General features: G+C 64.8%; 18 protein-coding genes. 7 read left to right on the top strand and 11 right to left on the bottom strand.

Translation table 11 applies throughout. The features are described from left to right. Positions 1-25 precede the first annotated feature (25 nt). Positions 26-376 carry a hypothetical protein gene (locus tag X265_RS09630; RefSeq protein WP_128964604.1) on the bottom strand — a complete coding sequence of 117 codons (351 nt, stop codon included), beginning with the start codon at positions 374-376 and terminating at the stop codon, positions 26-28. Positions 377-562: 186 nt separating this feature from the next. Here X265_RS09630 and X265_RS09625 point away from each other — a divergent pair, with 186 nt between their 5' ends. After that, positions 563-787 (top strand): hypothetical protein, encoded by a 225-nt coding sequence (locus X265_RS09625; RefSeq protein ID WP_128950183.1) that lies wholly within the window; start codon positions 563-565, stop codon positions 785-787. 282 nt (positions 788-1,069) lie between these two features. Here the strand turns inward: X265_RS09625 and X265_RS09620 are convergent, their stop codons facing one another. Then, the gene (locus X265_RS09620; RefSeq protein WP_128964603.1) at positions 1,070-1,726 is read right to left on the bottom strand and encodes a glutathione S-transferase family protein; all 657 of its coding nucleotides are present in this window, start codon (positions 1,724-1,726) and stop codon (positions 1,070-1,072) included. Positions 1,727-1,846: 120 nt separating this feature from the next. On the opposite strand from X265_RS09620, the gene X265_RS09615 reads away from it, so the two are divergent. Further along, positions 1,847-3,070, top strand: coding sequence for a polyhydroxyalkanoate depolymerase (locus X265_RS09615; RefSeq protein ID WP_128964602.1), 1,224 nt, complete (start codon positions 1,847-1,849; stop codon positions 3,068-3,070). Positions 3,071-3,077: 7 nt separating this feature from the next. On the opposite strand, the gene X265_RS09610 is transcribed toward X265_RS09615, so the two are convergent. The 6 genes from X265_RS09610 to X265_RS09585 are packed head-to-tail and all read right to left on the bottom strand — an operon-like array spanning position 3,078 to position 10,789. Then, positions 3,078-4,946, bottom strand: coding sequence for an ABC transporter ATP-binding protein (locus X265_RS09610; protein ID WP_128964601.1), 1,869 nt, complete (start codon positions 4,944-4,946; stop codon positions 3,078-3,080). 9 nt (positions 4,947-4,955) lie between these two features. After that, positions 4,956-5,882 (bottom strand): 2-hydroxyacid dehydrogenase, encoded by a 927-nt coding sequence (locus tag X265_RS09605; RefSeq protein ID WP_128964600.1) that lies wholly within the window; start codon positions 5,880-5,882, stop codon positions 4,956-4,958. 7 nt (positions 5,883-5,889) lie between these two features. Next, complete coding sequence (locus X265_RS09600; RefSeq protein WP_128964599.1) at positions 5,890-7,218, bottom strand: NAD(P)/FAD-dependent oxidoreductase; 1,329 nt, start codon at positions 7,216-7,218, stop codon at positions 5,890-5,892. A 34-nt stretch (positions 7,219-7,252) separates the two neighbouring features. Beyond that, a complete protein-coding gene (locus tag X265_RS09595) occupies positions 7,253-8,128 on the bottom strand; it encodes an ABC transporter permease (RefSeq protein ID WP_128964598.1) in 876 nt (291 codons plus the stop codon). 3 nt (positions 8,129-8,131) lie between these two features. After that, positions 8,132-9,082, bottom strand: a complete 951-nt coding sequence (locus X265_RS09590) for an ABC transporter permease (RefSeq protein WP_128964597.1) — start codon at positions 9,080-9,082, stop codon at positions 8,132-8,134. Positions 9,083-9,097: 15 nt separating this feature from the next. Beyond that, complete coding sequence (locus X265_RS09585) at positions 9,098-10,789, bottom strand: peptide ABC transporter substrate-binding protein (RefSeq protein WP_128964596.1); 1,692 nt, start codon at positions 10,787-10,789, stop codon at positions 9,098-9,100. A 220-nt stretch (positions 10,790-11,009) separates the two neighbouring features. On the opposite strand from X265_RS09585, the gene X265_RS09580 reads away from it, so the two are divergent. Both X265_RS09580 and X265_RS09575 read left to right on the top strand, forming a co-directional pair. After that, entirely contained in the window at positions 11,010-11,642 is a 633-nt protein-coding gene (locus X265_RS09580) for a cupin domain-containing protein (RefSeq protein ID WP_128964595.1), read from the top strand. A 162-nt stretch (positions 11,643-11,804) separates the two neighbouring features. After that, positions 11,805-13,661, top strand: coding sequence for an ATP-binding protein (locus X265_RS09575; RefSeq protein ID WP_128964594.1), 1,857 nt, complete (start codon positions 11,805-11,807; stop codon positions 13,659-13,661). Between the two features lie 222 nt (positions 13,662-13,883). On the opposite strand, the gene X265_RS09570 is transcribed toward X265_RS09575, so the two are convergent. After that, positions 13,884-14,909, bottom strand: a complete 1,026-nt coding sequence (locus tag X265_RS09570; protein ID WP_128969193.1) for an AraC family transcriptional regulator — start codon at positions 14,907-14,909, stop codon at positions 13,884-13,886. Positions 14,910-15,094: 185 nt separating this feature from the next. On the opposite strand from X265_RS09570, the gene X265_RS09565 reads away from it, so the two are divergent. From X265_RS09565 to X265_RS09555, 3 genes are all read left to right on the top strand, one after another. Then, the gene (locus X265_RS09565; protein ID WP_128964593.1) at positions 15,095-15,544 is read left to right on the top strand and encodes a cupin domain-containing protein; all 450 of its coding nucleotides are present in this window, start codon (positions 15,095-15,097) and stop codon (positions 15,542-15,544) included. Positions 15,545-15,650: 106 nt separating this feature from the next. Continuing rightward, positions 15,651-17,144: a flavin-containing monooxygenase gene (locus X265_RS09560; RefSeq protein WP_128964592.1), complete on the top strand. Its 1,494-nt coding sequence runs from the start codon at positions 15,651-15,653 to the stop codon at positions 17,142-17,144. 92 nt (positions 17,145-17,236) lie between these two features. Beyond that, complete coding sequence (locus X265_RS09555; RefSeq protein WP_128964591.1) at positions 17,237-18,307, top strand: hypothetical protein; 1,071 nt, start codon at positions 17,237-17,239, stop codon at positions 18,305-18,307. A 1-nt stretch (position 18,308) separates the two neighbouring features. On the opposite strand, the gene X265_RS41265 is transcribed toward X265_RS09555, so the two are convergent. Beyond that, the gene (locus tag X265_RS41265) at positions 18,309-18,641 is read right to left on the bottom strand and encodes a hypothetical protein (protein ID WP_244659235.1); all 333 of its coding nucleotides are present in this window, start codon (positions 18,639-18,641) and stop codon (positions 18,309-18,311) included. Further along, complete coding sequence (locus X265_RS09550; RefSeq protein ID WP_244659236.1) at positions 18,623-19,561, bottom strand: alpha/beta hydrolase; 939 nt, start codon at positions 19,559-19,561, stop codon at positions 18,623-18,625. Before X265_RS09550 ends, X265_RS41265 begins: the two co-directional genes overlap by 19 nt. Positions 19,562-19,603: the final 42 nt, after the last annotated feature.

Raw genomic sequence — 19,603 nt, 5'->3', positions numbered from 1 at the left:
CCGTGCCCACCCTACGGCGCTGCTGCTACTTCGCCGCATCCTTCGGCCGGGGCACATCCTGTTTCTTCTTCAGTTCGTCCGCCTGCTTCGCCTGCGCCGCCTGCAGATCGCCGATGGTCTTCTGCAGGCCTGCGAGCGTCACCTTCAGCGTATCGATCTGGCGGGTCGCGGCGTCGATCTTCTGCTGGTGATCGAGATTGAGCTTGGTGATGGTCTTCTGCAGGAAATCGACATTGCTCTGCAGGCAGCTGGTGCGCCGCTCCATCGTCTTCTCGACCGTGCAGATCTCGATGCCGGGAACGTCCTGCGCCGCGACCGGCGTATGCGCGACGAGCGGTAACATGACGAAACAAGCGGCAGCGATCCGGCGCGGCATGAAAGGTTCCTCAGCAAATTGATCACGGCAATGTGCGCCGATTGCGCACAGCCGCGTAAGGCTACCACACTCGTACCGCATTCTCGCGTTGAGCTTGGCGTGTTCCCTTTGGACGGGGGAGCAGTAAACCGCGCGCGGAAGAACTGGGCGCTCTTTCCGCGGCTTTGATTAGGGGAGTTTTTTGGAATGGCAACGCGCGACAGACGTCTTGCGGAATTCGATGGTGCCGGCGAACCACCACCCGGCCTGCCGGTCGAGGTTTTGTGCGAGGACCACAGCGGCACGTATCAGCTGCCGTTCGCCTGCCGCTACGTCGAGGGACGCTGGCAGAACCACGAGGCCGGCATCGCGGTGGAAGCCACCGTCATCGGCTGGCGCATGCCCCGGGTGAAGCACTCCGGCGCTGCTTGACGGCGCCCTTCTGTCTCAAAATGCAACGGGGCCGCGCTTCCAACTTAACGAACGGAACGCGGCCCGAACGAATCACGTCCGAATCAGCCTGATAAGCCTGTACGCAGTTGTTCACGGCTAGATCTCGGCAAGGCTCCACGGGCACGCACAAGATCTGCGCAACGCGATTGCTGCCCAAGGCCGCAGACCACCGCCAAAAGTTAATGCTGGCAAAGACATAGAGGCCGGCGCGAACGTTCGCCGTGCTCGCCCCGGAAACAGGCAGGGCCTCGCTGAGCCTGCCTAATATTCGACCTCGAGCTCCTCGATCTCAGCCGGCTCTTCCCTCGCGGCCGCGATCCATTCTTTCATCTCGCTCATGGCCATGATGGTGTCGGCATAGGCCTTCAACCGGGGCTCGAGCTTGACGTCGTAGGTGACGAAGCGCGTCACCACGGGGGCGTACATCGCATCCGCCATGGTGCGCTTGTCGCCGAACAGGAACGGTCCGCCTGACTTCTCCAGGCAGTCGCGCCAGATGAACCAGACCCGCTCGATATCGGCCTGCGCGCGCGACCAGATCTTGAAGCCGGGGAAATGGCTCTTCAGGTTGACCGGCAGAGAGGCGCGCAACGTGGTGAAGCCGGAATGGATTTCGCCGCAGATCGACCGGCAATGCGCGCGCTGGACGCGGTCATCAGGCAACAGGCCGGCGTCCGGCATCACCTCGTTGAGATATTCGGCGATGGCGAGCGTATCCCAGACGGTGGCGCCGTCGTGCCGCAGGCAGGGCACCAGGATCGAGGACGACAGCAGCAGGATTTCGGCGCGCGCCGACGCGTCGTCCGGCGCTGTGACGATCTCCTCGAACTCGAGCCCGGAAAATTTCGTCAGCAGCCAGCCACGCAGCGACCAGGACGAGTAGTTCTTGCTGCTGATGGTCAGTGTCGCCTTCGCCATAGGGCCCTTCCCTCACGTTTTCCGGCCCAACGAGCAGCAAGCGACGTGCCAATTTGAGGACGTCCGTCCCCGTCTGGCTCCGATATTGCATGACGGCAGCGGACAGGTGGGCGCTTCCGTATGATGTCGATGTATTATCAGGCTTTTCAGAACCAGATGGACCTGACCGCGCCATTGCGGGCCGGCGCCTCGTCCGCCCTGAAATTCCTCAACCTGATGCCGCAGGGGATGTCGGACCAGGTCGTCGGCCGGCTGTCGGCGGCGCTGGAGCTGATCTCGCGCTCCACCCTGACCTATGACCGCCCGGCCTACGGCATCGACAGCGTGATGGTCGGAAATCGCGAGGTCGGCGTCACCGAGGAGATCGCCTACGCAACGCCCTTCGGCTCGCTGCTGCACTTCAGGAAACACGGCGTGAGCGAGCAGCCGCGCATGCTGCTGGTGGCGCCGATGTCGGGCCATTTTGCCACGCTGTTGCGCGGCACCGTCAAGACGCTGCTGCAGGATCACGACGTCTACATCACCGACTGGCACAATCCGCGCGACATTCCGCGCAGCGAAGGCCGCTTCGGGCTCGACGATTACACTGAACACCTGATCGACTTCCTCGGCCAGCTCGGACCGCGCCCGCATATGGTGGCGATCTGCCAGCCGTCCGTCTCTGCGCTCGCGGCCGCGGCGATCATGTGCGAGGGCAATCATCCCTCTCGCCCGGCGACGCTGACGCTGATGGCAGGTCCCATCGACACGCGGATCCAGCCGACCAAGGTCAACGAGTTTGCCAAGAGCAAGCCGATCGAATGGTTCGAGCGCAACCTGATCAACTACGTGCCGGTGCAGTGCCGCGGCGCATTCCGGAAGGTCTATCCCGGCTTCGTGCAGCTCACCGCCTTCGTCTCGATGAATCTCGAGCGCCACATCAAGCAGCACATGGATCTCGCCAACCACATCGCCAAGGGCGAGACGGACAAGGCGGCGACGATCAAGACCTTCTACGACGAGTATTTTGCGGTGATGGACCTGCCGGCCGAGTTCTACATCGAGACCGTGCGCGATGTTTTCCAGGAGCACCTGCTCCCGCAGGGCAAGCTGATGCATCGCGGCCGCCCGGTCGACACCAGGGCCGTCAGCCGCATGGGCCTGATGACGGTCGAGGGCGAGAAGGACGACATCTGCTCGATCGGCCAGACGCTGGCGGCGCAAGACCTCTGCACCAGCGTGCGCGCCTATCGTCGCGTCCATCACATGCAGGCCGGCGTCGGCCATTACGGCGTATTCTCCGGCAAACGCTGGAACAACGAGATCTATCCGCTGCTGCGGGATTTCGTGCACGTGAATTCATGACGGCTCCTCAGGCCGACCACTCCTCGCCCCAGACCTGCACGACATGGCCGGGCGAGACCTCGCGATATTGCCGCACCGGCGGCTGGTAATCCGTCGCGCGCACCGGGCTCCTGATCTCGTCGTTCGCCGCTTTGCGCCTGGTGCCGCGGCGTGCAGGATCGGGCACCGGCACGGCTTCCATCAGCTTCTTCGTATAGGGGTGCTGGGGATTGCCGAACAAGGCCGCGCGCGGGCCGATCTCGACGATCTCGCCAAGATACATCACGGCGACGCGATGGCTCATCCGCTCGACCACCGCGATGTCGTGGGAAATGAAGAGATAGGCGAGGCCCATGCTGGCCTGGAGATCGAGCATCAGGTTGACGACCTGCGCCTTCACCGAGACGTCGAGCGCGGAGACGGCCTCGTCGGCGACGATCAGTTTTGGTCCGAGCGCGAGCGCGCGCGCGATGCAGATGCGCTGACGCTGGCCGCCGGAGAATTCGTGCGGGAAGCGCGCCGCCATGTCGGCGGCGAGGCCGACGCGCACCAGCAGATTGGCGACTTTGTCGCGCGCTTGGGACGCAGTGGCGAGCCCGTTGGCAAGCAAGGGCGCGGCGATCGCGGTGCCCACCGACATGCGCGGATTGAGGCTCGCGAAAGGATCCTGAAACACGATCTGCATATGCTTGCGGAAGTCGCGCAAGGCGCGGCCGTTCATGGCGAGCACGTCCTGGCCGTCGATCAGAACGGTGCCGCTATCCGGCTCGGTCAGCTTGAGGATCGAGCGGCCGGTGGTCGACTTGCCGCAGCCGGACTCGCCGACCAGCGCCAGGGTCTCGCCGGCGCGCAAGGTGAAGGAGACGTTCTCGACCGCATGGACGCGGCCCGAGACCTTGCCGAACAGGCCCGAGCGGATCGGAAAGCGCGTGGTGAGATTTGACACCTCCAGCAGCGGCCGCTCGGCGGTCGAGACCGTATCGGGCGTCTCCGCCGGCTCGTCCGAGGTGCCCGTCACCTTGTCGACGATCGGGAAACGCATCGGTCGCGCGCGTCCCTCCATGGAGCCGAGCCGCGGCACGGCGGACAGCAGTGCGCGGGTGTAGGGATGCGAGGGCGCGGCGAAGATGCGCGCGGTTGCATCCGTTTCCACCGCCTGGCCGCCATACATGACGACGGTGCGGTCGGCGATCTCGGCGACCACGCCCATGTCGTGGGTGATGAAGAGGATCGCCATCCCCTCCTCCTGCTGAAGCTCCTTGAGGAGCTCCAGGATCTGAGCCTGGATGGTGACGTCGAGCGCGGTGGTCGGCTCGTCCGCGATCAGGAGTTTTGGCTTGCAGGCCAGCGCCATCGCAATCATCACGCGCTGGCGCATGCCGCCGGAGAAGCGATGCGGATGCTCGTGGAAGCGTGACTTCGCCGCGGGGATGCGGACCCGATCGAGCAGACGGATGGTCTCGGCCTCCGCCGCCGCACGCGACAGGCCGCGATGCTGGATCAATGCTTCGGCGATCTGGAAACCGATGGTGAGCACGGGATTGAGGCTCGTCATCGGCTCCTGGAAGATCATCGCGACATCGTTGCCGCGGATGTCCTTCATACTCGGTTCGGGCAGCGCCAGCAGATCACGGCCGGCGAGCATGACGCGCCCCTCGACGCGGCCGATCTCCCTGGGAATGAGCCGCATGATCGACAGGGCGGTGACGCTCTTGCCCGAGCCGGACTCCCCGACGATCGCCACGGTTTCCCGCGGCGCGATGTCGAAGGAGACATTGCGGACGACGGGAATCCATCGTCGCTCGAGCATGAAGGAGGTGGTCAGGCCGGAGACGGACAGCACGGACGACCGCGCTTCGGCGATCACGTGGTCGGCTCCGCTTGCGCTCATGCTCATGCGAATGTCCTAGTAACCACGGCCGCGATCGACCAATCCCGGCAGCGCTTCGCCCCGCCGGTGGCGGGCGATGACGTCGAGCACGAAATCGACGGCCGTATCCGGCGAGGTCATGCTGGCATTGTGCGGCGTCAGCAGGATGCGCGGATGGCTCCAGAACGGATGGGCCGCCGGCAGCGGCTCGGGATCGGTGACATCGAGGACGGCCCCCGACAGCGCGCCGCTGTCGAGCGCCGCGAGGAAGTCGGCCTCAATGAGATGCGGACCGCGCCCGACATTGACGAGCCCTGCGCCGCGCGGCAGGCGCGCGAACAGATCGGCGTTGAGGATGCCGCGGGTCTCGTCGGTCAGGGGCAACAGGCAGACGAGGATATCGGCATGTGCGAGAAACTCCGGCAAGGTGCCCGCGCCCGCGTAGCAAGCCACGCCCGCAATCTCGCGTAGCGAGCGATTCCACCCCGACAGTGGAAAGCCGAACGCTTTGAGCCGTTCGAGCACGGCTTGGCCGAGCTGGCCGAGCCCCATCACGCCGACCCGCCGACGCCTAGCCGGCGTGATCCGGATCTCGCGCCAGACCTGCTCCTTCTGCTGGTTGATGAAGTGCAGGAGGTCACGGTGCAAGGCCAGCACAGCAAGGGTGACGTATTCGACCATGGTCTCGGCGATGCCGGGCTCCAGCATGCGCACCAGTGGAATGTGCGGGGGCAGTTTCGTCGCGTCGAACTGGTCGACGCCGGCGCCGACCGAGAAGACGAGTTCGAGGTTGGGAAAGGTCGTCGCGATATCGTCAGGCGGCACCCAGGCCACGAGATAACGAACGTCGGTGGCATTGCCGATGTCGGGCCAAAGCCGGAATGGCACATCAGGCGCGCGCTCCGCAAAGAAGCGCGCCCACTCGGCGCCGCGCACCATGTTGGCCTTGTAGAGGACCGTCATGCGGCCCTCAGAACGGGCTGACCGGCGCCAGCCGACGGCCATCGATCATGCGCTTGTGGCTGTAGGCGGCGGGATCGACCAGCGGCGTCGCGCCGGTGACGATGTCGGCAGCGAGCTTGCCGGCGGCGGGCCCGATGCCGAAACCATGGCCGGAGAAGCCCGTGGCGAGGAAGAAGCCTGGTAGCGCGTCGACCGGCGAGATCACGGGAATCGTATCCGGCGTGCAATCGATGGTGCCGCCCCAGGCTTCCGCGATCTCGATATCCTTCAGCTCAGGGTTCGCCTTGATCAATGAGGCCAGCGCCGCGTTGACCAGGGACATGTCGGGCGCAGGATCGCGCACGCGCTCGGTCTCGAACGGCGACGGCCTGTCAAAGCTCCAGCTGGTGCCGCGCATAAGCTGGTCGAAGAACGACTTGCCGAACGACATCTTCAATCCGTTCTTGCGATGCAGATATGTCGGCCAGAAGGTCCAGGCGTAGCGCAGCAGATCCGGGGACAGCTCCACCGTGCCACGGTTGCGCAGGGCCAGCGTGAAGCCGCCGTCGAGGCGGCGGCGGATGCAGTAGAAGTCGGTGCCCAGCGCACCGGAGGTGATCTCGGGTCCCGGCGTGGTCCGGCACGCCGTGGCATTGACGAGTCCGATCGGCAGCTCGATGCCGTGGCGGCGGCAGAACAGCGACGACCAGGCGCCGCCCGACAGCAGCACCGCCTGGGTGCGAATGGTGCCCTTTTCCGTGACGACAGCGCTGACCTTTCCGCCTGAAGTCTCCAGCCCGCGCGCGGCGCAGCCCTGGTGGATGGTGACACCGTGCTTTCGCGCGGCAGTCGCCAGCGCAGGCACCGCCATCGACGGCTCGGCGCGGCCATCGCTCGGGGTGTGCAGGCCGCCGACCCATTGATCGGTATTCCCCGGCATGCGCTCGGCGACCTCGGCCGGCGTGAGGACCGTCGAGTGCACCTGCATCTCGCGCGCGACCGCAGCCCAGCGTTCCCAGCTTGCGAGTTCGTCCTTGCTCTTGGTCAGGAACAGCACGCCGGTGCGGCGGAAGCCGGCATCGACGCCGGCATCGTTCTGCATGTCCTCCCACAAGCGTAGCGCTTCTCGGGCGAGCGGGATTTCCTCGCGCGCGCGTCCCTGCTGGCGACACCAGCCCCAATTGCGGCTCGACTGTTCCCCGCCGACATGGCCTTTCTCGACCAGCGCGACGCAGAGGCCCTTCTTCGCTAGGTGATAGGCCGCAGACACGCCGATCACGCCGCCGCCGATGACGACGACATCCGCCTGGGCCGGCAGGCGCTCGTCGCTGTTTATACGGTTGAGCGGCGGGGACATGATGGACTCCTGAAGCTTGGTTCGAGTCTTTTTGTCATGAGATGTTCATTCGCGGATCGAGTGCATCGCGCAGGCCGTCACCGAGGAAGTTGAAGCTGGTCACCGCGAGGGTGATGACGAGGCCCGGCGCGATCGCGAGCCACGGCGCGCTGGTCAGATAGATCTGCGCGTTGTTGAGCATGTTGCCCAGGCTCGCGGCCGGCGGCTGGATGCCGTAGCCGAGATAGCTGAGATAGGATTCCAGCAGGATGGCCTTGGCGACGTTGAGCGTCGCGGCCACCACGATCGGCGCGATCGCGTTGGGCACGAGCTCGCGGAACATGATCTGCAGATTGGACGAGCCGAAGGCGAGCGCGGCCACCGCGAACTCGCGTTCCCGCAGCGAGCGCACCTGGGCCTCGACGACGCGGGCCACCCACATCCAGGCGGTCGCTGCGATCAGCACGGTGGTGGTGACGAAGCCGGGCTCGGTTAGCGCGGCCAGCGCCAGCAGCAGAAAGATGGTCGGAAAGCACAGCACCGCGTCGGCCAGCCGCATCAACACCGCCCCGACCACGCCGCCATAGAATCCGGCGAAGGCGCCGACGACGATGCCGACCGCCATCGCGATCACCATCGCGACGAAGCCGATCGACAGCGAGATGCGTGCGCCCATCATCAGGCGTGCCAGCACGTCGCGGCCGAGCTCGTCGGTGCCGAGGATATGCGCACCCGAGAGCGGCGGCGCGAACCGCTTCATGATGTCGATATAGGTGTCGTCGAACGGCAGTAGATAGGGACCGAAGACGGAGCCGAGCACCAGCACCAGAATGATGACGGCACCGGCGAGGGCCAGGCGATGCCGGCGGAAGCGCCGCCATGCGGCCTGGCCGGGCGGGGGTTGAGCGGTGGACAAGACTGCGGTCGCCATCGCCTAGCCCACCCGGATGCGCGGATCGACGACGGCGTAGAGCATGTCCGCAAGCAGCGAGCCGATCAGCACCATCATTGCCGAGAACATCAGGATCCCCATCACCACGGGATAGTCGCGGTAGCCGATCGAATCGAGGAACAGCCGGCCCATGCCGGGCCAGGTGAACACGGTCTCCGCCACGAGCGCGCCGCCGAGCAGTGTGGGAAATTGAAGACCGGCCACCGTGATCATCGGCAGCAGCGCATTGCGCAGCGCGTGCACGGTGAGAATGCGCCATTCCGGGATACCCTTGGCGCGCGCCGTGCGGATGTAATCCTGGTTAATGACCTCGAGCATGGAGGAGCGCATGAAACGCCCCCACATCGCGGTCTCGACCAGCGCCAGCACCATGGCCGGCGCAATCAGATGATGCAGCAGGTCGGGCAAGGAGCCGTCGCCGACGGTCTCGCGGTTGCCGGCCGGCAGCCAGCCGAGCTTCACCGAGAACACGTAGATCGTGACAAGACCGAACCAGAAGGTCGGGATCGACAGCGCGATCATGGCGCCGACGGTGGCGAGCGAGTCGAACAGCGAGTAGCGTCGCAGCGCGCCAGAGATGCCGATCCAGCAGCCGAGCAGCACGGCGATGATGGTCGCGGTCGTCATCAACTCCAGCGTTGCGCCGAGATGCGAGGAGATCACCGACAGCACCGCCTCGCCGTCGCGATAGGACTTGCCCCAATCGCCTTTCAACATGCGGCCGAACCAGTCGAGATACTGGATCGGCAGCGGGCGATCGAGGCCGAGCTGCCTGGTGACGCGGTCAAGGTCCTCCTGCGTCATCTGAGCGGACGCGGCAAATTGCGAGAGCGGACCACCCGGCGCCAGATGCAGGATGGCAAAGCCGATCGCCGAGACGATCACCAGCAGCATGGCCGCCTGCGCCAGGCGATTGAGGACGTAACGGGCCATCTCAGGCGATCCTGATCAGGCCCAGTACCATTCGCGCATGTTCCAGCTGTTGATCGAGGTGTTGATGTTGGGACGGAAGCCCTGCAGCCCCTCCTTCACGCCTTCGGCGATGAAGCCCTGGAACAGCGGCAGGATCGCGAGGTCGCTGCGGATCAGCTTCTGCAGCTCGCCGTAAGTGGTCTTGCGCTGCGCGAGATCGAACTGCTTGGCGCCTTGCGCGAGCAGCCGATCGGCCTCCGCGCTCTGGTATTGATAGGTGTTGTAGCCACGGCCGCCCTTGGCGGGAATCGCGCCGGAGCCGAACCGCGGCGTCACATCAGGGTCGCTGCCCAGCATGAAGTTCACGCCGACGATGACCGAATTGAACTTCGATTGCTGCCAGAAGTCGCCCCAGATTACGGCCGCCGGCATGTTGTTGACGCGCATCGCAGCGCCAATGGCCCGCCAGTCCTGGATCAGGAGCTGCTGGCACTGCTCGCGCACGGCGCTGCCCGCCGTCGTCGAATTGGTGAATTCGAGCTTCACACCGTTCTTCTCGCGCACGCCACCGGAGCCGCGGACCCACCCCGCGGCATCAAGCAGCGTATTGGCCTTGGCGGGATCGTATTTGTGCTGCGGCAACCCTTGCTGGAACGACCAGGCCTGCTGCGGCACGAACGTCTCGGTCTGCGTCGGCAGACCATAATAGAGCGCGTCGATGATCGCCTGCTTGTTGATGGCGTAATAGAGCGCCTCGCGCACGGCACGGTCGGCGAAAGGACCGAACTCGAGATTGGGCGCAATGTGCTCCACCGAGGAGGTCGACGAGACGACAATCTTGCGGCCCTTCAGCGTCTTCGCCTCCTGCACGAAGTTCGGCAGGATGCCTTGCAGCCCGGTGTAGTCGACCTGTCCGGTGCGGAACTGGGTGTAGAGCACGGTGAGGTCGGGGATGTATTTGAAGACCACGCGTTCGACGTAAGGCCCCTTGCCGTGATAGCCCGTGTAGGCATTCAGCAGGATATGATCGCCGGGCACGCGCTCGCCCCAGCGGAACGGCCCGGTGCCGACAGGCGCATTGTGGAACGGCGAGGCGTTGGGATCGGAGACCTTCTCCAGAATGTGCTTGGGCACGATGAAAGTCAGCGAGCCCAGGATCGACATGTAGGGCGAATAGGGCGCTTCCATGCGCCAGTGGATCTCGTCCGGCGCGACCACCTCGATGTCCTTGACGAGGCTGTGGCCGACGCGGCTGCGCGCACGGAAATTGGGATCGTTGATCAGCTCGAGCGAGAACTTGACGTCGTCGGCCGTGAACGGCGTGCCGTCGTGCCACTTTACGTCGCTGCGCAGCTTGATCTTCCAGGTCAGTCCGTCGGCCGACAATCCGCCATTCTCGATGGTCGGGACTTCGCGCGCCAGGTCCGGAACGAAATTGCCCTCGGGATCGATGAACCAGAGCAGCGAGAACACTTGCCACCAGACACCCTGATCAACCTCGATGCCGGGCATCAGCGGATGAAACACGGTCGGCTCCTGCGATAGCGCCGCGATCACCTGGCCACGCGGCTTGTCCGGCGGATTGCCCGGACGCTCCGTCTGCGCAAAGGCGCTGCCTGGAAGCGTCAACGCCGCCGCACCTGCGCCAAGCTGAAAGAATTGACGGCGCGTCGGAATGCCGAGGTGATGCAGTCTCCCAACGCCGAGCTTGCCGGTGCTGTCTGCCATGACCAGTCTCCGTTCCCGCACGCGGCACCGTCTCCCGCGCCCCCGAAACCCCGGCAAAGGGACAGGAGTGAGCTTTAGTGCTTCTAAATTTTTCAAACAAAATTTCATCACGACTAAATACAGCTGTCAATCGCATTGCTAGTATGCGCGACCTTTTCACTCCGGCTGAAGCCGCGGACCGATGCACTCGGGTGCTTCGGACGATGCATGGGAGAGCGACATGGATGGTCGCGGCGACACGAACGCTCCGAAGGACGTCCCGGCGATCGAGACTGACGATGCCGTGGACCAGCGCCTCGGCGAAACCGTGCGCTTGCTGCGTCAGCGGGCCGGTCTGTCGATCCAGGACGTCGCTAACAAGACCGGCCTCTCCACCGGCATGATCAGCCAGCTCGAACGCGCGCGCGCGATGCCCTCGATTCGCACGCTGCGGCTGCTCAGCATCGCGCTAGAGGTGCCGATCTCCTATTTCTTCGAGAGCAGCGATCCCGGCGACGTGCAGCGCTATATCGTCCGCAAGAACAACCGGCGCCTGCTGCGTCTCACCGCCAGCGGCGTCGTCAAGGAAGCGCTGACCCCGGAGGGCAAGGGCCAGCTCGAGCTCTATGAGCTCACGCTCAATCCGGGTGCCTCCTCAGGCACCGACTTCCTGCAACATACCGGCGAGAAGGCCGGCTATATCCTCTCCGGCAGCCTGCGGCTGTGGCTGGACAACCAGGCTCATGTGCTCGAAGCAGGCGATAGCTTCCGCTTCCCGAGCATCGTGCCGCACATGTTCGACAACCCGACCCAACAGACCGCGCGCGTGATCTGGGTCACGACACTGCGCCAGACCGATTCGCCTGCTGGTTGAGCACCCGACACGCACCCGTCTCGATACCGCCGGAAATTGCCCTCGACGGCGCCGCAGGGAGTCTGTAGCTCACAGGGAGCCGGACTCATTCGACCGGGCGGACCTGGAAGTCCAATGAAGGTCCCTGGGGTTCGCGGCTAACGTCGTGGGTGTGATCAGACCATGAAACTCAGGGGGTTTCTGACACGCGCGATGGCTGCGCAAGCCGTCGTGACCGCTGCGGCCCTCCTCGTCTCCTATGTCGTGGCCGGACCCGGGTTCGGCATTGCCCAAATCATCGCCTTGCTGACAAGCGCCGCCGCTGCGGTGCTGCTCGCGCGGTTTTGCGCAGACAGAATCGCAACGTCCCAAGACAAGCACGTTGCCGGACAACTGGCCGAGCAGGCGCGGGCGCGCGCTGACAGTGCCCAGATGACGCAAGCCGTCATCAGGACCGCCCTCGACGCGTTCATTCAGACCGACGCTGCCGGCATCGTGCTGGAGTGGAGCGTGCAGGCCGAGGCTCTGACCGGATGGTCGCGGCAGGAGGCGGTCGGCGCGGACGTCGTCGAACTGCTGCTCGCCGAACCGCTGCGATCAGGCTTCAGACAACGCATGATGCGGATGTTGCCGGAATTATCCGATACGCCGATCGGCATCCGTTTCGAGGCGAGCCTTGTGCACCGGAACGGCGATGCGATGCTGGTCGAGGCATCGAGCACGGCGCTCCACGCCGGCGGCCGCACCATCATCAATGTCTTCGTCAAGGATCTGACGCAGAAGCGCGCGGCCGAAGAACAGTTGATCCAGGCCCAGAAGATGGATGCCATCGGCCAGCTCACCGGCGGCATCGCGCATGAATTCAACAACATGCTCACGGTGATCACGGGCACGATCGAGATCCTCGCCGAGGCCGTGAAGGACAATCCGCCGCTCGCCACCATCACCAAGCTGATCAGCGAGGCCGCCGATCGCGGCGCGGCCCTGACCTCGAGCCTGCTGTCCTTTGCGCGCAAGCAGGCGCTGCAACCGGCCGAGATCGACGTCAACGATTTGCTCGAAGAGCTTGCGAAGCTGCTGCTGGCGACCTTCGACAAGAAGATCGAGATCGTCAGGAAGTTCGACCGCAGCGTCTGGCTGGCGTTCGCCGACCGCGGACAGCTTTCCTCGGCGCTGCTCAACCTCGCGATCAATGCCCGCGATGCGATGCCGGAAGGCGGCCGCTTGACGCTGACCACACGCAACGTGGTGTTCGGCGTGCGCGAAGCCTTCGCAGTTGGCGCCGGCTATGCTGGCGACTATGTCGAGATCGAGATCGCAGACACCGGCACCGGCATTCCGCAGGCGCTCCTCGAACGCATCTTCGATCCGTTCTTCTCGACCAAGGAGGTCGGCAAGGGCACCGGCCTCGGGCTCAGCATGGTGTTCGGCTTCGTCAAGCAATCCGGCGGCGGCATCAAGGTCAGATCCGAGGAAGGCCACGGCACGGTCTTCACGATCTATCTGCCGAAGGCCGAGACCAGCGCGCTTCGCCCCGCAAGTTATGACGCGCGCAAGATCGTGGGAGGGACTGAGACCATCCTTTGCGTCGAGGACGACCGCGACGTCCGCCAATACGTCACCGTCCAGCTGGAGAGCCTGGGCTACAAGGTCCTCCCTGCCACCAACGCGGCCGAAGCGCTGGCGATTGCGGCCGCCGGCACGCCGTTCGACCTGCTCTTCACCGACATCGTGATGGCCGGAAGCATCAACGGGCGCGAGCTCGCCGACCAGATGGTGGCCGCACGTCCTTCGCTTCGCGTGCTGTTCACGTCGGGCTATGCCCACGACTCCCAGCATGCGCAGGCAGGCGTCACCATGGGAGCGCCGCTTCTGACGAAACCCTATCGCAAGGCCGAACTGGCACGCATGCTGCGCCGCTCGCTCGACACCGCCGTCGACGCAGTGGGCGACGCCATCCCGACGCCCTATTCGGTGCAGGCCGATCTCGAGGGTTTTCTGCGCAGGCAGGCCGCCGAAGACCGCGGCTCGCGATCGTGAACATGACCTAAAGCGCGATGAGATTGGGTTGAATCAAGCCGCCGCGGGCTCGGTGCACCTCTCCCGCTTGCGGGAGAGGTCGGCGCAACGCGCCGGGTGAGGGTTCTCTCCTCTGGGGGAGTGTCCCGTTGCGGAGAAACCCTCTCCCCAACCCTCCCCCGCAGGCGGGGGAGGGAGCGCACCTTTCTTGTCGCGGCAAATGAAACCTAGTCTCATCATGCTCTAGCTCATCCGTCGCCGCAACGTCGCCGACGGCGTCTCGCCGAACTTTGCGCGATAGGCGCCGGCCATGCGGCCGAGATGGGTAAAGCCGAGATCGAAGGCGATGTCGGTGATCGACACGTCGGGTGACGCCTGCGCGAGCCGGGCGTGCAGACCGGCAAGGCGCATGTCGAGCAACATCTGCGAGATCGAGAGCCCGAAGTGACGGCGGAAGCCGAGCTGGAGCGCGCGGATGCCGATCCCGGCCGCGCAGGCAAGCTGCACCAGGTCGAGCGGCTCGCCGGCATTGTCGGCGAGATGATCGCGCGCGGCGCGGAGTGCGCGCGGCAAACGCTCGGCTTGCCCCGAAAACGTCCTGATCGCATCCGACCGGTCATGCCGCAGGCCGTTGAGCAGACGATCGAACAGCACCTCGCGCCAATCAGCCATCGTGACGGGCGACATCAGGCCGGACGGTCCGAGCCGTTCGGCGAGCGTCATCAACTCGGCAAGACTGGTCCGCAAGGCCTGGCCCGACGACGTGTTCAGGTCGACCACAGGATCGAACTCGACCGCGCCGGCCGCCGCGCCGGACAGCGCCGCGGCACGCTGCTCGACCATGCGGCGATCGAGCAGCAGGATCGCCTGCGCACAATCGCTCCACATCATCCGGGTCGGGATGGTCGGCGACAGCAGCGAGGCGATCCGGCCAGGAGCAGCATCGAATTCGCCGGCGCCGGCGTGAATGTGAGCTGTGCCCGAGAGCGGGATCTGCACCAGGAAGAAGCGATCGAGGCAGCCGGGATCGATGCTCACCGATCCGCCATAGGCAACGTAGTTGATCGAAAAGCCGTCGAAATCAGCGCAATTGTGCCGTGCGGAGAACCCGGCCGCACGGGGCCGTGCCGGCTTGAGATCATGCGGACAGAAGATACGCCCGATCTGCTCGGCCGCTTCATCGACATCATCGGTGGTGACGCGGGCAAAGGCTGCAAGCCGTTCGGCTTCGGACACCCTTGCGCTCATTTCCTGCACGGCTGCGGACATCATCGACCACGCATGGCGTCACGGAATTGCTTTAAGCTTATAATAGTTGCCCGGAGGCGAAAAGAGCCGTTTCTCGAAATCGTCGTGCTGCATAGCAGCAGCCTTACCGGATTCGTTTAGCGGATAGACAGGAGGCCATGGCTGGCCGAAGCTCCGTCCCTGCCGGAATCCATCAGGAGCAAGCCATGACTGCACTCGAAAAGGGCATTACTGCAAACGGCACGGGCTATGGCGGCAAGAGCTGGAACATCCTTGGCCAAGTCTATTTCCCCAAGGCCGTCACCGAGTCCACCTTCGCGTTCGAGACCAACAGCGATCCCGGCCAGTTCGTGCCGGTGCATATCCATCCGACGCAGGACGAATTCATCCTGGTGCAGGAAGGCACGCTCGACCTCAAGCTCGACGGCGTCTGGGTCAAGGCGCATGCCGGCGATCTCGTGCGGATGCCGCGCGGCATTCCGCACGGCTATTTCAACAAATCCGACAAGCCGTGCCGCGCGCTGTTCTGGGTCTCGCCGACGCAGAAGCTGGAGGCGCTGTTCAACCAGCTCCACAATCTGACCGACCCGGCCGAAGTCGTGCGCATCTCGGCGCTGCACGAGGTCGACTTCCTGCCGCCCGAGGCCAACGACTAAGCGGCACGCCTCCTCGTCCCTTTCATCTGCTTGCAGCTCGGCCGGCCGTGCCTTGCGGCCGAACCAGGCCGCTTGCGCGCGAAACAGATTGATTGCGAGCCCTCCCATGGTCAGCCAAAAACATGTCTGCGTGATCGGCGCCGGCGTCTCCGGCCTCGCCACCGCAAAAGCATTCTCCGCCCGTGGCCACCGCGTCACCATCGTCGAGCGCAGCGCCGATCTCGGCGGCGTCTGGGAACCGGCACGTTCCTATCCCGACGTCCAGACCCAGAGCCCGAAGGATCTCTACCGCTACACCGATCGCGCCATGCCGGACGCCTATCCGGAATGGCCGACGGGGCCGCAGGTCCATGCCTATCTCGCCGATTACGCCAGGAGCTTCGGTCTCGACCACATGCTGCGCTTCAACACTTCGGTCGTGGGCATGGCGCGGCGCGCCGACGGCAAGCCGGGCTGGACCCTGACGCTGACGACCAAGGACGGCGCGAGCACCAACGAGGATTTCGATTTCGTCGCGGTCTGCATCGGACAGTTCAACGAGCCGCGCGAGCTGCATTGCCGCGGCGAAGAAAGTTTCCTGGCGCAGGGCGGACAGGTCCTGCATTCGTCGAAATACGGCGACCCCACGCTGGCGAAGGGCCGCCGCGTCGTCGTGCTCGGCGGATCGAAATCGGCGACCGATATTGCCGTGAACGCGGTGAAGTCGGGCGCGCGCGAGGTCACCATCGTGATGCGCGAGCCGGTGTGGCGAATCCCCTATTTCATCGGCGGGCTCGTCAACTTCAAGCGGATCCTCTACATCCGCGCGCAGGAAGAGATGTTTCAGGGCTGGGGTGCGAGCCCTCTGACGCGGCTCGCGCACCGCGTCACCGCGCCGCTGGCCTGGGCGAACTGGCGCGGGCTGGAGAGCCTCTTGAAGGCGCAGCTCAAGCTCAACAAGTGCAGGATGGTCCCGAACGAGCGGATCGAGGACGGCATCAATTGCTCGGTACCGATCGCAACGCCGGGCTTCTATCCGATGGTCGCCGACGGCCGCATCAAGGCGGTGTTCGGCACGTTCGATCATTATGAAGGCGACACGATCGTGATGAGCGGCGGCGAGCGTGTCGGCGCCGACGTCGCGGTGCTTGCGATCGGCTACAAGCTCGGCGTGCCGTTTCTCCCCGAGGCCTATCAACAAAAGCTGGTCGATGCGGACGGGCAGTACCGCCTCTATCGCCTGATCGCCAATCCTGACCTGCCCGACCTCGGCTTCGTCGGTTTCAACTCGTCGTTCTGCACCGTGCTCTGCGCCGATCTCGCGGCCAACTGGCTGGTCCGCTATGCCGACGGGCAACTCAAAAACCAGCCGACGGCGCAGCAGATGCACGACAACATCGAGATGATGCTGCACTTCAAGCGCGTCGAGCGGCCGGCCGCGGGCGTCTATGGCGGCCTGTGCGTCGCGCCGTATCACTATCGTCATTTCGACGAGCTGATGGCCGACATGGGCGCAAAGACCCAAAAACGCGGCGGGCTCGGGGGACGCTTCCTGCCGCCGGACGCGGATGCCTATGCCAAGTTCCTGGCGACGGCGCCGGAGTACCGAGCAGTGGGATGACACCGGAGCACCCGATTTGAACCTCGCCAGGCGATGCGGCTGACGTTTACGATCCCATGACGATGAATCTCCGGGAGAGACGGGAACTCGCCATGGGACAACGATGCCGGGCCGCAGCCGCCGCGGCGGTGCTTGGGCTACTACTGCTCACAACGCCCGCCGCGAGCCGGGCGCAACCGCTGACGTCAACGCAAGCGGACGCGCAAGCCGCCTATGATCGGGCGCTTGCCGATTTCAAATCGATCCTCGCCGAACGGCGCCGCCAGATCGAAACCAGGCAGCCGCTGCCGAACCTGCCGGGCCAGGCCTTATACCTCGCCCGCGTCGCTGTGATCAGCACCTACAAGGATCTCACCGACGCCATGCCGTCGCGGATCGGCAAGCCAAACAAGTTCGGGATTCCTCCTGCATATTTCGATGCCGCAATCGAGCCGCTGGTCGACGAATATGCTGACATCTTCGACATCATGGAGGCGCCGCCCGAGGACGCTCAGAATTCGGCAACGCCGTTCAAGGACGTCATCGATCTCGGCACCGCGATTGCGCGCGCCAAGGGACTTGCATCCAAGGACGCCGAAGCCGCGGGCCGCATCAGCCTGGGGCTGTTCTATGCCGAGACCAACGGCAAGCAGAACGTCCGCAATGCGCGCTCGAACACCTATATGGGCAGCTTTCAGACGGGCCCCTCGGAGGACCGCAACGGCCAGCGCAAATGGGCTGCCATCAAGGGCACGATCGCGACGCTCGATCCGGCATTAAGCGCCCGGGACGACAAGGAGGAAGCCCGCTCCCGCGGCACCGACCGCCGCTTCAATCACTGGACAAATGTGCGCGACGGCCTGATGAACGCGCACGCCGATCTGTTCCGCGAGATCCCCACAATCGTGAAGACCCTGCCGGACCCGATCGACCAGATGAAGCTGTTCGAGCTGATCCAGATCGTCCCGACACCGACGCGCTCCGCGCTGAGCTCGGGCGACCTGCTGAACTACAGAGTGTCCAATCCCACTATCATGAAGCACCTGCGCAACAACAGCATCTTCGCGTTCGGCAAGACAGACCGGGCTCGAAGCTCGGCCAGCTTCCGCGAGATTCTCGGCGCGATGTGGCCGTTCAAGCGGAAATTCGAGAAGGCGATGGTGAAATACGCAGAAATCAAGTGAGCTATCGATCAAGCGAGCTGAGATACTCGTCGGCGATGGCGCGCCACCGCTCGGGATAGAGCCGCAGCAAATGGCCGTCGCCGGGGACGCCGTGCAGCAGCTCGAAACGTGCGCTGCCGCCGGCGGCGGCGAACGCGTGGTGATATTCGCGGATCAGCTCCTCCTTGTAGAGGCGGTCGTTGTCGGCATAGAGCCAGAGCTGCTTGACCTTGTCGCCCGCACCGCGACCGGCGTTCGCATAGTAAGGTGTAGTCACCGGTCCGTACGGGTACCAGCCGCCGCTGAAGTTCACGACGCCCATCACCTCTTCTGGCTTCAGGCCTGCGTAGTGCATCGCGAGGAAGCCGCCGCGCGACTGGCCGGCGAGCAGCACCTTGCCCGGCTTGACGTTAGGTAGCGTGCGACCATAGGCGACGCGGACTGGAGATCCTCGACGGCCTCGCCGACGCCCGAGGCGACATCGATCAGGCTACCATCGTGATCGCGCCCGAAAGTTTCTTCGCCATTGATGCCCTCGGAGCTGCCGCGTCCGCGGCGCATCAGCGCCATCACCGCAAATCCGTTATCGCGCAGCCAATGCGCCTCGGTGGAGAACGACCAGGACCTGAGCTGGTTGCGGCCGACGTCCGATCCGTGAGTCATGACCGCGAGCGGTGCCGGTCCCTGCCCTGACGGCGGATAAAAGGTGCCCTCGAGCGTGATCGGCCGAGTGCCGTCGGGCGTTCGAACCGAGAGGTGCGGAATCCGGACGCGCTCGCCGGGCCACGGCCATTCGTCCGGTCGATCGCCCGCGGCCAGACGTGCCGGATCGGCGCGGACCAACGCTCCGGACGTCACGACCCCATTCTTGAGCGTCGCCGTCATATACAAGCGATCAGAGCCATCGAAGGCGTAACGGAAGATGCGAAATCCCGTCATGGTCAAGACGCCATCGACGACCGTCGCCTGGTCCCGCCACCATTCGCGATTCATGCCGTTGAACGCCGAGTCCGAGCGGGCGAATACGAGATCGGCGTGCCCGTCAGGCCTGACGCGCTCGACCACGAGGATGTGCCGGTCGTCTTGCCAGGTCCCGATCCACGCGCCCTGGAAGCGTGCGATCTCCGGCGGCACGTCGGTTGCCGGCGGCTCCATCTCGAACCGGGGCGGCAACGGGACGATGGTCTCCGGATCGACCGTCAGGGGTTGGGCCTGGGCGCTCTGCATCATCAGCACCAGCGACATCGTCCCGATTGCAATCCAACGTCCGAGCATGTGCCCCCAGGTCGAAATCCACGTGGCCCGATGGTCTGCGCC

This window comes from Bradyrhizobium guangdongense (genome assembly GCF_004114975.1).
In the GTDB taxonomy this organism is placed as follows: domain Bacteria; phylum Pseudomonadota; class Alphaproteobacteria; order Rhizobiales; family Xanthobacteraceae; genus Bradyrhizobium; species Bradyrhizobium guangdongense.
Note: the sequence above shows the minus strand (reverse complement) of the source record. Positions and strands in the feature narration are given on the sequence as shown.